We start from the raw sequence: 11,357 nt of genomic DNA, 5'->3' as shown, positions 1-11,357 counted from the left end.
GGCGTTGTAAAAAATTTTCAAAAAATCACAAAACAGAACGGCCGTTATAAGCTTTACACCCACTGACCGCAACTAAGGGGGCTTTCGCCCCCTCACTGGCCAGCCCGGCCGATGGACATCTCTATGAGTTATAACTGAGGGGCACGAACGTTCCCCAAAGAATTACCGTCGCGGCCAGAATAGCCACCAGCACCACCAGACCGACGGTCAGTATCGACGTTGAGAAGAAGAACGCTCTGTCTTCCGGTATTTGCATGATCTGCGGAACACCTGCGTACAGCAGATATACGGAGTAGGACAACGCCAACAATCCAACGATGACGTTAAACCACAGCATTGGATAGAGCCCGGCCAACCCTGACAGGAAAAGTGGAGTAGCGGTAAAGGTGACGAGCACCATGCATTCGTCGAATCCAACACTACCGCCATAGGTCTTTTCCATCCAATGCACGGCATACGCGATAATGCCAACGGCCACCCACATGGCGATATAAAACGCTATTGCCGCCGGCAATGCACTGGCAATACTGAGTGTTACATAATCAGAGCCGGTCAGACTCCAACCGACTTGGGTTGTGCCTATGAAAAGCGATATCGCCGGTATTGCCGCCAATATGCTTATCTGGGCCAGAAACACGTGGGTCGTCGAGTAGTGTTCATTGCGAATGGCATTCCACTCTTTCTTCGGGTGGTACAACACACCCATCATGTGCTGTAGGAACATAGCTCTCACCTCCTGACGGGCAGCTTTAATTATTTTTCTACCCGTTCTCTTGCGGTTTGGTCTTGCATGGCTGTTGCATCCCTTCCCCTTTTCAGGTTTCGCCGTTCGTCCTGATCGGCGATTTTTACATCGATGTTATCCAATAGTGGTCAACAAGAAGTATGGCAAACAACCCCATGATGTACAGGATAGAGTAATGGAACATTTTCATAGGATCAGCCGCATCGCGCGCCCGATAGAGACGCCAGGCCCAGTAAAGAAATCGCGCATTGATCACCGTAACGCCCAGCAGATACAGGTATCCGCTCAGTCCAACAAACCAAGGCAATAGGGTCATCAGGATTGTAAGTACGGTGTACAACAGGATCTGAAGGCGTGTGAAATGTTCCCCGTGAGTATTGGGCAACATCGGAATCCCTGCTCGCGCATAGTCATCTTTGCGCGCAATACACAACGCCCAGAAGTGAGGCGGCGTCCATGCAAAGATAATCAGCATTAAAAGCAGGCCATCTCCTGAAACCTGATTCGTCACAGCAACCCAACCAAGCAAAGGAGGCGCCGCTCCGGCAACACCTCCGATCACGATATTTTGCGGCGTCGCGCGCTTCAAAAATGCCGTATACACAAACGCATAGCCAATGAGTGACGCCAGAGTAAGCCAGGCCGTCAATGGATTTACCCACAACGCCAGCAGCGCGATTCCCGCCACCCCGAGACATGCGGCAAAAACCACTGCCTGCACAGCATTAATCCGCCCCTGCGGCAAAGGCCTGCGAGCCGTTCGCGCCATACGTGCATCAATACTCTGATCCAGCACATGATTCACGGCAGCGGCGGATGCCGCAGCAAGGCCCACGCCCAGGTTGGTAAGCAATAACAAACCGATATCCGGCACCGTCGGGGTTGCCAAACACATGCCGACAACCAGCGTGAGCAACATAACAGCCACCACCTTGAGCTTGCACAGTCCAAGATAGTCACGCCAGTTCGCTTTATTCTCAGCCCGAGACTTGACCAGTTGGTAGGTGGTTGACATGAGTCACCTCCACACGTTGCAGAAAGGATCGATCGTACAGTCCCATAACCGACAACAGGATCACCACACCTCCTGCGTGGTGGGCTATTGCCAAACCAAGTGGGAGCTGCCAGACCACGTTTAAAACTCCGAGCACCACCTGCATACCCACGGCCCCCCAACAGAGGCACACCCAAGGTAGAAGATGTCGATAGTTCCGCAGGCGCCAGCTGACAAAGGCCAACGCCAACACCACCGCTACCGCCCCTGCCCTATGGACCATCTGTATGGCCGCCCGGGCAGATGCTGGCAATAATCCACCCTCGTAATTCGGCCCCAGCGGCAAAACCGGGTTGAAGCCTTGCATGAAATCCAGCTCTGTTGCTTCACCTCTATGGCAACTGGCCCAGTGGTCACACGCCCACCCGGCATAGTTACTGCTAGTCCAGCCGCCCAAGGCGATCTGCATGAAAATCACAGCAAGCAACATCGCCACACTCGGCTCCATCACTTTTCCTTCCTGCCCCGGATATCTGCGTCCCGAGTGTGAAACACTCGCCAGTCTCTGCCTAAGGCGAACCAGCAGCACCAGCGTCGTCAAGCCTCCAAGCAGATGCAGGGTAACCACCCAAGGCACCAGTTTGAGGGTCACTGTCCACATGCCAAAGATTCCCTGCACGATAACCAGCGCCAGCAGCGCCAAGGTCAGTTGGATCGGATATCCTGTCCGACCTCTTTGCCTCCAGCCCCAGATCGCCTGAATCAAGATCAGTAACCCCAGTGCCGATGCCGCATAACGGTGGATCATTTCAAGCCAGCCCTTATCCAGATCCACCTGATGACCGGGGAAGTGAACTTCGATTCGCTCGGCAACTTGATCATGCGCCGGCAGTACGAAATGTCCGTAGCAAGTTGGCCAGTCAGGGCAGCCGAGCCCCGCATCATTCAGGCGTGTCCAGCCACCCAAAAAGACAACAACCAACGCCAGCGCAATCGCACCATTGACCAGACGGACACTCCAGCGCATCGCGGACTCCTCCCTACCCGATCTTCGACACTTTCAACAAACGCTTGAGATCTTGGAGCAAGGGCTCTCCGAGTTGCGCTTCGGAGTAGCGCAGCACAAGGTTACCCTGTGGATCGATAACCCAGATGCCCGCCTCGATTGCCAGCGAAGGACTAGCAAATTTCACCCGAACACGATCAGACTCTCGTCCCAATGCATCGTGAACAGACCTCAGCTTGGCCAGATGCTGTTCGCACTGAGGGTCACAGTGCCCTTCATTTTTCATCAGCAGGGTCCAGTGACCGGTAAACAAGCCAGCCTCCCCGCCCCATTGCTCAATAGGTAATACGGGATTGAGCAACTCTCCTCGGTTTACCTGCCCATCCGCAACTGGCAACTGGTAACGATACGCAAGCCCCGCCGCAGCCATCGGCACAAGGGCCATTAACCAGATCGCCCCGAGCGTCAGTTTGTTGCCCGTTGTCGTGTGCGACTTTTCCATTCCAGCACTCCCACAATCGATACAAGGGTAAAGGCCAACGCAAACCATTGAACCGCGTATCCCAGGTGCCGCTCCGGCGGTAGCGTGCCCGCGCCTGGCACCCTGGCAACGACATCTTCAACCACAGGCTCGGTCAACCAAAGCACCCAAGGAGGCAGGTCAAGCCCCCAACGTTCACCAGCCTCTCCTGACATAAGCCGCTCCAACCGCCAGTCGGCTCCAGACCCGGAATCATTCAGCCTGAAGGTATCCACAGGCATGCCGACAACACCTTCGAATCGGCCCGACATCGGACTGTCCACTGTCGGCTCTTGCTCCCGTAGCTTAGGGCCTTGAAGCCAGCCGATATTAGTCAGTATCAATTGACCCGAGCCTAAACGCGCCGGTAGCAGCACTTCGTATCCCGCACGCCCTTGGTGCGTTCTGTTATCCAGATAAAGAGGCATCTTTTTTAGCCAATCGATATCCACACTCACTGCAACCCACTCTTTTTCAGACAATGCGGCCTGAAGTTCAGCGGGTGTGGGATCTATTAAACGTTGCTCACTTTGCTGCGCCTGCCACCGGCGTTTTTGTTCAGCCCTATCCAGCTGCCAAAAGCCCAGCGAACAGAAGAGCGCCAGCAACAGCAGGCAAAGCGGGTACAGCCAGCCCCTCGAACCGATTCGCTTGCCCAACCCGGCCCTCTCATATTTACTGGTACAACTCGCTATCGTATCCGGCACAGGACGGCACCATGTTTCGCATTTTCGCAGTGCTTATATTCGCCTTAATTGTGATCGCCCTTTTCACCAGCCTCTGGTTCATGATGCGTGATCGCGGCAGCTCCAAACGCATGGCCAATACGCTCATGGTGCGAGTTGCCCTCAGTGCAGGTCTGTTACTGTTGTTGCTTTACGGCATCTTCAGTGGACACCTGCACCTTCACGGCGTCGGCTAACCTCAAATTACGTACACGAACAGGAACAGGCCGATCCACACCACATCGACAAAATGCCAATACCAGGTCACGGCCTCGAATCCAAAGTGATGCGCAGGATCAAAGTGGCCTTTTAATACCCGCAGCAGAATCACAATCAACATGAAGGTGCCAAGCGTCACATGCAGCCCATGGAACCCGGTGAGGATAAAGAACGTCGCACCGTAGACCCCGGCGTGGAGTGTTAATCCAAGCTCGGTGTAGGCATGGATGTATTCGTACGCCTGAAACCCCAGGAAGACGATCCCGAGTAATACAGTAAGGCCCAACCAGCGAACGATGGCCGCCCGGTCATCACGTAATAACGCATGGTGTGAAAGGGTGACGGTAAAGCTCGAACTGACTAACAGGATGGTGTTGAGTAAAGGTATATGCCACGGATCAACCAAAGCATGAGGACCGGGAAACTTCTCCGCATCTGGCGGGTTTACCAGAGGCCACTCCGCCGTAAAGCCGGGCCACAGCATCTGGCTCACACCTCGTTCACCCTCGCCACCCAACCAAGGAACCGCCAGCGTACGCACATAAAACAGTGCGCCAAAGAATGCCGCAAAAAACATCACTTCAGAGAAGATGAACCAACTCATGCCCCAACGGAAAGAGCGATCCATCTGCTCGTTGTACAAGCCCGCTCGACTCTCGTGAATCACATTGCCGAACCAGCCAACCAAAATCAGGCCCAGCATCAATGCGCCTGCCAACACCATCATCAACCCGACTCCGGTGCCGCTTTCCGCGGTAATGGCATTGACCAGCGTCGCAGCCCCGAAGGCAAGCAAGAACATCGCCACCGAGGCCAAAATAGGCCAGCGACTCTGCGCCGGCACATAGTAGGATGCATGAGCACTCATATCGGTGAGCCTCCCTCTTGAGTATCCGCTTGTGCGGTACCGGTATTGTCCGGTGATATATCGAACAGCGTGTAAGAGAGCGTAATCGAGTGAATGGACTCGGGAAGATCCGTATCAATCATGAACAGCAACGGCATCTCCACCCCCTCACCGGCCGCCAGAGTCTGTGAGTTGAAACAGAAGCAGTTGATCTTGTGCAGATATTGCGCCGCCTCGCCGGGTGAAACAGATGGGATCGCCTGAGCAACCATACGCTGAGCCGTTGGGTTGCTTGCCAAAAAGGCAGTCTGCTTCATCTCGCCGGGATTAACCTCCAAGAGCGACTCCTGAGGCCCGAATTTCCAGGGCATACCTTCATTGTTGATACCGATCAGGCGCACTTTGACCTGTCTTGCAGTATCCACACCCTCAGCATCAGCAGGCCCCGTGGCAGTAATACGCCCATTTAAGCCCGTCACCTTGCAGAACACGTCATAGAGCGGCACCAGTGCAAAGCCGAACCCAAACATCAGCACCGAGGCCAACAGAAGACGCACGATCAAGCGACGATTAGCGCGTGCAGTATCCATGACATCACTCCACCTTCGGCGGTGTAGTATGCGTGTGATAGGGTGCCGGTGACGGCACCTCCCACTCCAGCCCCTGGGCACCTTCCCATACGCGGGCCGTAGCCGCCTCACGACTGCGAATATTCTGAATCACATTCCAGACGAACAGCAGCTGTGAGAAGCCAAAGATGAAGGCACCTATCGAGGCGATCATATTGAAATCGGCAAACTGCAATGCGTAGTCGGGAATACGCCTTGGCATCCCCGCCAGACCCAGAAAATGCATCGGGAAGAAGGTGATATTGACGCCGATAAAACTGAGCCAGAAATGGAGTTTGCCCATCCTTTCGTCGAGCATGTGACCCGTCCATTTCGGTAGCCAGTAGTAAACGCCTGCCATGATCGAGAAGATCGCCCCCGGCACCAGAACATAATGAAAATGCGCGACTACGAAGTAGGTGTCGTGGTACTGAAAATCAACAGGCGCAATCGCCAGCATCAGACCCGAGAACCCGCCGATGGTGAACAGCACCACAAAGGCCACGGCAAACAGCATGGGCGTCTCGAAGGTAAGCGAGCCGCGGTACATGGTCGCCACCCAGTTAAATACTTTCACGCCGGTGGGCACCGCTATCAGCATCGTCGCGAACATGAAGAACAGCTCGCCGGCCAACGGCAGCCCCACCGTGAACATGTGATGCGCCCAAACGAGGAAGGACAGGACAGCGATGGACGCCGTGGCGTACACCATCGAGGCATAACCAAACAGTTTTTTCCGCGAAAAGGTGGGGATGATCTGACTGACGATACCGAACGCCGGCAGGATCATGATGTACACCTCGGGATGTCCGAAGAACCAGAACACGTGCTGGAACAAAACCGGATCACCGCCACCAGCAGCGTTGAAAAAGCTGGTACCGAAATGGATATCCATCAGCATCATGGTGACAACACCTGCCAACACCGGCATGACGGCAATCAGCAGGAACGCAGTGATCAGCCAGGTCCAGACAAACAGCGGCAGTTTCATCATGGTCATGCCGGGCGCACGCATGTTCAGGATAGTGGCGATGATATTGATCGCCCCCATGATCGAGCTGGCTCCCATGATATGGATCGAGAAGATGAAGTAGGTCACGCTCGGCGGCGCGTATGTGGTGGATAACGGCGCATAGAATGTCCAACCGAAATTGGGGGCACCGCCATCCATGAACAGTGTGGAAATCAGGATTGCAAAGGCGAAGGGCAAAATCCAAAAGCTCCAGTTGTTCATTCTGGGGAGCGCCATGTCGGGCGCTCCGATCATCAACGGCACCATCCAGTTGGCCAAGCCGACAAAGGCGGGCATCACCGCACCAAACACCATGATCAGGCCATGCATGGTGGTCAACTGGTTAAAGAATCCGGGCTCGACCAGTTGCAGACCGGGCTGGAACAACTCGCTTCGGATCAGCAGCGCCATTACGCCGCCCGTCAGAAACATCAGCAGACTGAACCAGAGATAAAGCGTGCCGATATCCTTGTGATTGGTGGTAAACAGCCAGCGTCCCAGACCTTTTGCAGGGCCATGATGCTCTTCGTGAAGACCGGGTACTGCGGTATCCAGCGTACTCATTGCGCGCCCTCCCCTGCAGTCTCTGCATTACCTTCCAGAATTCGCGTAATCTGGCTGGGTGCGACCGCTTCACCGGTACTGTTACCCCAGGCATTACGTTCGTAGGTGATAACGGCCGCCAGCTCCGTGGCGCTCAACTGATCGCGGAACGCTTGCATTGCAGTGCCCGGTCGGCCGTTGAGCACGATATCGATATGGGCACCGACATCCCCCAGCGCGACAGGGCTCCCCTTCAAGGCAGGAAATGCAGGCGGCACACCGGTACCGGTTGGCTGATGGCACGCCGCACAGGCTCGAAGATAAACCTGCTCACCCTGCGTCATGAGCTCATCCAGCGTCCAGCTTTTCTCCGCAGCTGCTGCCTCAGCCTGCTTCTCGGCCTTCACTTGCGCCAGCCACTGCTGAAACTGCTCAGGTGGAACCGCTTCAACGACAATCGGCATAAAACCGTGATCCTGGCCGCAGAGCTCTGCACACTGGCCGCGATAGATGCCGGGCTCATCGATACGGGTCCAGGCTTCGTTGATAAAGCCCGGGATGGCATCCTTCTTCACTGCGAGCGCAGGTACCCACCAACTGTGGATAACATCGTTGGCGGTTAGCAGCAGGCGAATCTTGGTATCGGTGGGCAGCACGAGATGGCGATCGACCTCAAGCAGATAGTTATCGCCCTTGGCCTCTTCGTTTCCTATCTGCTCTCGTGGCGTGGCCAGATTACTGAAAAAATCCAGATCCTTGTCGAGATAGGTATAACGCCACTTCCATTGATAACCGGTGATCTGAATATCGAGATCAGCTTCGCTTGGGTCATACATTTTGACCAGCGTTGCCGTAGCGGGCACGGCCATGGCAACCAGTATGCCCAGCGGCACCAGCGTCCAGGCGATCTCCACCAGCGTATGCTCATGAAAGTGGTGAGCCTTGGCCCCTTTGGACTTGCGATGATGGAAAATGGACCAAAACATGACGCCGAAGACAACACAGCCGATCGCCACACATATCCAGAAGATGGTCATGTGCAGATCGTATACCGAGCGACTCACTTCCGTGACGCCCGGAGACAGATTAACCGTCCACTCTGCGCGAGCCGTAAATGGCAGTAGAACAAGCGACAGACCGGATATTATTGTTCTTATTGTTCTTATTGTTCCCATCACCAGGCCTCCAACACGGGGTCTAACCAGGCTCCTTGCCAATCTGCATCATGCAGATCCGGATCCTTTCGGTTGTGGGGGTCTGGGCAAGCCACACTGAATCTGGGCTACTGGCTTCCCCTTCTAAGCGGAGTATAGCAGGTGCTGGAAAAGTGCAAGGAAGACACGCTATAACGTCGCGAACGTCGCGATAAATTCGCTAACGTGCTTTAGACACCGCTGAGACTGAGAGCCCAACGGACGAGAAAAATCACGAAAATGACGAAACCTGCTGCCATCAGGAGGCCAATTACAACGAAATGGAGCGCTCGCCCCTCTTTGAAGTCCTGTTCGCGCGCGGCTTCCGAGCGCACACCAAAAAAACCCGCCAGTACCCCAAGCAGCGCGCGCCAGCAACGTAGAATCGAATTATCACGCATAGAGCTCACCTCCACCTACAGATATAGGTCAGATAAGCCCGGATTGCGACTTCGTCCCTAACCGGTGGCGCGCTCACCGGCCATGTCACGGATAGCCTCTTCGAGCATCTGCCGATACTGGGCGGTCAGAAATTCCACCACCTTACCTGGCTCGTCACGGGTATTCTGGCTGACATAGTTAAAAGCATTAAAACGCGCAGCTGCGTGCATGATGGCGGCACTGAGCATCGGCTGAGCCCACTCGTCCATCATATCGTTGGCGAGATTCACGAACTCATCCGACACTTCGAAAAAATCGGCTTCCAGCATTCTGACACCCCCGTTTTCACTCACCCACATCGCCGCAGAGATAGTGATCTATCTCCCGCATTATGAGTTGATTTCCGCCAATATTGCGGGCCAATGCGACACCCTCTGCCGGACTGAACCCCTCTAGTTCAAACGAAAGAGCACCAGCGGACTGACCGTCATAAAACAGCCGAAGGTCGAGGCGAATACAGTGATGCACTTTCGTTGCCAGACGCAGCCCGGCAACGACTCTGAGATGGCGATCGATCGTATTGATAAAACCAAGCCCACCCATCTCGGCCATGACACGGCTATCGCGAATTTCTGCAGTCTCGACCATTGCCTCTCCAGCATTCACACCCAAGTTTGCCTGATGAGTAACTGCAGAAAAAATGCCAAAAAAATGGCTTGAGCAAAACACTCAAGCCATTGAAAGATATAGCGAAGCCTTAAGTGCAGCCGCACAGGATTGTCAGCTTCGCGCCAATTACATCACGACGGATGTACTATTCCCGCTCTTCGTTTCACCAGACTCTTCACTCGATATCCCAACAACAGCGCCAGCAGCAGGGCGTAAAACAGCACCTGCCCGAAACCCGCCCGTATCAGCCAGGCAAAATGGATCATCGCCAGCACCGCTATCGGATAGACAAGATAATGTAGCTGCTGCCAGCGTCGCCCCAGGCGTCTCACCCAACCACGTGTCGAAGTCATACCCAGTGCCACCAAACCCAACCAAGCAATGAAGCCAACGATGATGTAGGGCCGCTCGGAGAGCTCACGCGCAATCAGATCGGGCCTCCAGCCCAAAATAAACGTGGCAAATGCTAACAAATGCAAACAGGCATAGAACAAGGTGTACAGGCCATACATGCGTCGGTATCGCTGGGCCCACAACCAGCCAAAGACGCGCCGCACGGGCGTAACCGCAAGCGTGATTAAGAGAAATCTCAGTGTCCACAGCCCCAGAAAGGTCACGATGGTCTGGGCAGGGTCTGCCCCCAAATCCTGCTCAAGCGTCTTGAAAACAATCCAGGCCAGAGGCATAAGCGGCAACAGAAACATCAACCACCAGAATACCCGGCGCCCGGTGCTGGACCTGTGAATATCCGCAATACTCAGAACCATTTACGCAGATCCATCCCGCTATACAGATGCGCAACCTGGTCGGCATATCCGTTGAACATGCGGGTATCAATGATATGAGGGCTAAACAGTGAGGAGGGCAAACGACGCTCGGTGGCCTGACTCCAGCGCGGATGGTCAACCTTCGGATTGACGTTGGCATAGAAGCCGTATTCGCTCGGTGCAGTCTGGTTCCAGGTGACCTTGGGCATCTCCTCGGTCAGACGAATGCGTACGATCGACTTGATACTCTTGAAGCCGTACTTCCAAGGCACCACCAGACGCAAGGGAGCACCATTCTGAGGAGGCAGTGCATCGCCGTAAACACCCACCGCCAGAATCGCCAGAGGATGCATCGCTTCATCCATGCGCAACCCTTCCACATAGGGCCAATCCAACGTACTGAAGAAGCTGCGTTGACCCGGCATCTGCGCAGGATCCTGGAGCGTGGTGAACTCGACATACTTCGCGTTGCCGGTTGGCTCGAAGCGTTTGATCAGATCGCCCAGCGGAAATCCCACCCAGGGAATGACCATCGACCAGGCTTCGACGCATCGCAGACGATAGATGCGCTCCTCCAGAGCGTGCGGTTTAAGCAGGTCCTCCAGCGTGTATGTACCGGGCTTGCCGACCTCACCACTGATTTCAACCTTCCAGGGATCAGTATTGAAGTTCTGCGCCTTGGCCTTGGGATCTTCCTTACCCAATCCGAACTCGTAGAAGTTGTTATGCCCGGTCACGTCGGTGTAGGGCGTGAGAGACTCCCCGGTAACAGGGTCTCCCGCCTTGGCCGCACGCAACTTGGTCTGCAACCAGTCAGGCCCCGGATAGCGCTTGTCGTCCGACTCCAACGCATAACGGTCCAGCGCCATCGCCGGATGCGCAGCCATCATCGCACCGCCAGCCAGCATGGCCTTAAGAATTTGGCGTCGACGTCGGTAGACAGACTCCGACGTAATTTCACTGGAGGGGATATCGGGCGCTTGCTTGATCAACATTCTGAATTCTCCTGAGCCTCTATCCGTTTGACCCGTTTGATCGCGGGCGTTCACCGATTAAGTCGATCAAACCGGCAAATCCTTACAAAGACGATAAAAATTAATTGTTCAGACTCAGCTTAGGCGCCCAAAA

The 11,357-nt window shown here is 54.9% G+C and carries 15 protein-coding genes; 1 reads left to right on the top strand and 14 read right to left on the bottom strand.

The genetic code is table 11. The features are described from left to right. Positions 1-121: 121 nt before the first annotated feature. The 5 genes from ADIMK_RS14760 to ADIMK_RS14740 form a co-directional block, all read right to left on the bottom strand. Entirely contained in the window at positions 122-724 is a 603-nt protein-coding gene (locus tag ADIMK_RS14760; RefSeq protein ID WP_036189815.1) for a Yip1 family protein, read from the bottom strand. Positions 725-848: 124 nt separating this feature from the next. Next, positions 849-1,760, bottom strand: coding sequence for a heme o synthase (gene cyoE, locus ADIMK_RS14755; protein ID WP_036189814.1), 912 nt, complete (start codon positions 1,758-1,760; stop codon positions 849-851). Then, complete coding sequence (locus ADIMK_RS14750; RefSeq protein ID WP_051692988.1) at positions 1,723-2,766, bottom strand: COX15/CtaA family protein; 1,044 nt, start codon at positions 2,764-2,766, stop codon at positions 1,723-1,725. The genes cyoE and ADIMK_RS14750 overlap by 38 nt, the downstream gene beginning before the upstream one ends. A 13-nt stretch (positions 2,767-2,779) precedes the next feature. Next, the gene (locus ADIMK_RS21430; protein ID WP_051692987.1) at positions 2,780-3,247 is read right to left on the bottom strand and encodes a redox-active disulfide-containing membrane protein; all 468 of its coding nucleotides are present in this window, start codon (positions 3,245-3,247) and stop codon (positions 2,780-2,782) included. Further along, a complete protein-coding gene (locus ADIMK_RS14740) occupies positions 3,211-3,972 on the bottom strand; it encodes an SURF1 family protein (RefSeq protein WP_036189813.1) in 762 nt (253 codons plus the stop codon). The genes ADIMK_RS21430 and ADIMK_RS14740 overlap by 37 nt, the downstream gene beginning before the upstream one ends. Positions 3,973-3,983: 11 nt before the next feature. Between ADIMK_RS14740 and ADIMK_RS14735 the strand changes: the two genes are divergently transcribed. After that, positions 3,984-4,187 carry a DUF2909 domain-containing protein gene (locus tag ADIMK_RS14735; protein ID WP_036189811.1) on the top strand — a complete coding sequence of 68 codons (204 nt, stop codon included), beginning with the start codon at positions 3,984-3,986 and terminating at the stop codon, positions 4,185-4,187. 2 nt (positions 4,188-4,189) lie between these two features. Here the strand turns inward: ADIMK_RS14735 and ADIMK_RS14730 are convergent, their stop codons facing one another. The 9 genes from ADIMK_RS14730 to msrP all read right to left on the bottom strand — a co-directional run bounded on the left by ADIMK_RS14730 (position 4,190) and on the right by msrP (position 11,224). Next, the gene (locus tag ADIMK_RS14730) at positions 4,190-5,077 is read right to left on the bottom strand and encodes a cytochrome c oxidase subunit 3 (protein WP_036189809.1); all 888 of its coding nucleotides are present in this window, start codon (positions 5,075-5,077) and stop codon (positions 4,190-4,192) included. After that, the gene (locus ADIMK_RS14725; protein WP_036189807.1) at positions 5,074-5,646 is read right to left on the bottom strand and encodes a cytochrome c oxidase assembly protein; all 573 of its coding nucleotides are present in this window, start codon (positions 5,644-5,646) and stop codon (positions 5,074-5,076) included. Before ADIMK_RS14725 ends, ADIMK_RS14730 begins: the two co-directional genes overlap by 4 nt. A 4-nt stretch (positions 5,647-5,650) precedes the next feature. Then, the gene (gene ctaD, locus ADIMK_RS14720) at positions 5,651-7,240 is read right to left on the bottom strand and encodes a cytochrome c oxidase subunit I (RefSeq protein WP_051692986.1); all 1,590 of its coding nucleotides are present in this window, start codon (positions 7,238-7,240) and stop codon (positions 5,651-5,653) included. After that, entirely contained in the window at positions 7,237-8,394 is a 1,158-nt protein-coding gene (gene coxB / locus ADIMK_RS14715; protein ID WP_051692985.1) for a cytochrome c oxidase subunit II, read from the bottom strand. The genes ctaD and coxB overlap by 4 nt, the downstream gene beginning before the upstream one ends. Before the next feature lie 209 nt (positions 8,395-8,603). Then, positions 8,604-8,813: a DUF2970 domain-containing protein gene (locus ADIMK_RS14710; RefSeq protein WP_036189805.1), complete on the bottom strand. Its 210-nt coding sequence runs from the start codon at positions 8,811-8,813 to the stop codon at positions 8,604-8,606. A gap of 57 nt (positions 8,814-8,870) precedes the next feature. Beyond that, positions 8,871-9,146, bottom strand: a complete 276-nt coding sequence (locus ADIMK_RS14705) for a DUF3144 domain-containing protein (RefSeq protein WP_197027542.1) — start codon at positions 9,144-9,146, stop codon at positions 8,871-8,873. Then, complete coding sequence (locus ADIMK_RS14700) at positions 9,139-9,441, bottom strand: hypothetical protein (RefSeq protein WP_036189801.1); 303 nt, start codon at positions 9,439-9,441, stop codon at positions 9,139-9,141. The genes ADIMK_RS14705 and ADIMK_RS14700 overlap by 8 nt, the downstream gene beginning before the upstream one ends. 152 nt (positions 9,442-9,593) lie before the next feature. Next, a complete protein-coding gene (gene msrQ, locus ADIMK_RS14695; RefSeq protein ID WP_036189800.1) occupies positions 9,594-10,229 on the bottom strand; it encodes a protein-methionine-sulfoxide reductase heme-binding subunit MsrQ in 636 nt (211 codons plus the stop codon). Further along, the gene (gene msrP, locus ADIMK_RS14690; protein WP_036189798.1) at positions 10,220-11,224 is read right to left on the bottom strand and encodes a protein-methionine-sulfoxide reductase catalytic subunit MsrP; all 1,005 of its coding nucleotides are present in this window, start codon (positions 11,222-11,224) and stop codon (positions 10,220-10,222) included. The genes msrQ and msrP overlap by 10 nt, the downstream gene beginning before the upstream one ends. Positions 11,225-11,357: the final 133 nt, after the last annotated feature.

The organism is Marinobacterium lacunae (genome assembly GCF_000705555.1).
GTDB lineage: Bacteria > Pseudomonadota > Gammaproteobacteria > Pseudomonadales > Balneatricaceae > Marinobacterium_D > Marinobacterium_D lacunae.
The sequence above is the reverse complement of the archived record's forward strand: the minus strand, read 5'-3'. Positions and strand labels throughout refer to the sequence as shown.

Coding starts and splice junctions, on each gene's coding strand:
- ADIMK_RS14730 (WP_036189809.1), bottom strand. CDS start 5,077: ATGAGTGCTCATGCATCCTACTATGTGCCGGCGCAGAGTCGCTGGCCT.
- msrP (WP_036189798.1), bottom strand. CDS start 11,224: ATGTTGATCAAGCAAGCGCCCGATATCCCCTCCAGTGAAATTACGTCG.
- ADIMK_RS14750 (WP_051692988.1), bottom strand. CDS start 2,766: ATGCGCTGGAGTGTCCGTCTGGTCAATGGTGCGATTGCGCTGGCGTTG.
- ADIMK_RS21430 (WP_051692987.1), bottom strand. CDS start 3,247: ATGGAAAAGTCGCACACGACAACGGGCAACAAACTGACGCTCGGGGCG.
- ADIMK_RS14710 (WP_036189805.1), bottom strand. CDS start 8,813: ATGCGTGATAATTCGATTCTACGTTGCTGGCGCGCGCTGCTTGGGGTA.
- ADIMK_RS14725 (WP_036189807.1), bottom strand. CDS start 5,646: ATGGATACTGCACGCGCTAATCGTCGCTTGATCGTGCGTCTTCTGTTG.
- ADIMK_RS14760 (WP_036189815.1), bottom strand. CDS start 724: ATGTTCCTACAGCACATGATGGGTGTGTTGTACCACCCGAAGAAAGAG.
- ctaD (WP_051692986.1), bottom strand. CDS start 7,240: ATGAGTACGCTGGATACCGCAGTACCCGGTCTTCACGAAGAGCATCAT.
- coxB (WP_051692985.1), bottom strand. CDS start 8,394: ATGGGAACAATAAGAACAATAAGAACAATAATATCCGGTCTGTCGCTT.
- ADIMK_RS14700 (WP_036189801.1), bottom strand. CDS start 9,441: ATGGTCGAGACTGCAGAAATTCGCGATAGCCGTGTCATGGCCGAGATG.
- ADIMK_RS14735 (WP_036189811.1), top strand. CDS start 3,984: ATGTTTCGCATTTTCGCAGTGCTTATATTCGCCTTAATTGTGATCGCC.
- cyoE (WP_036189814.1), bottom strand. CDS start 1,760: ATGTCAACCACCTACCAACTGGTCAAGTCTCGGGCTGAGAATAAAGCG.
- msrQ (WP_036189800.1), bottom strand. CDS start 10,229: ATGGTTCTGAGTATTGCGGATATTCACAGGTCCAGCACCGGGCGCCGG.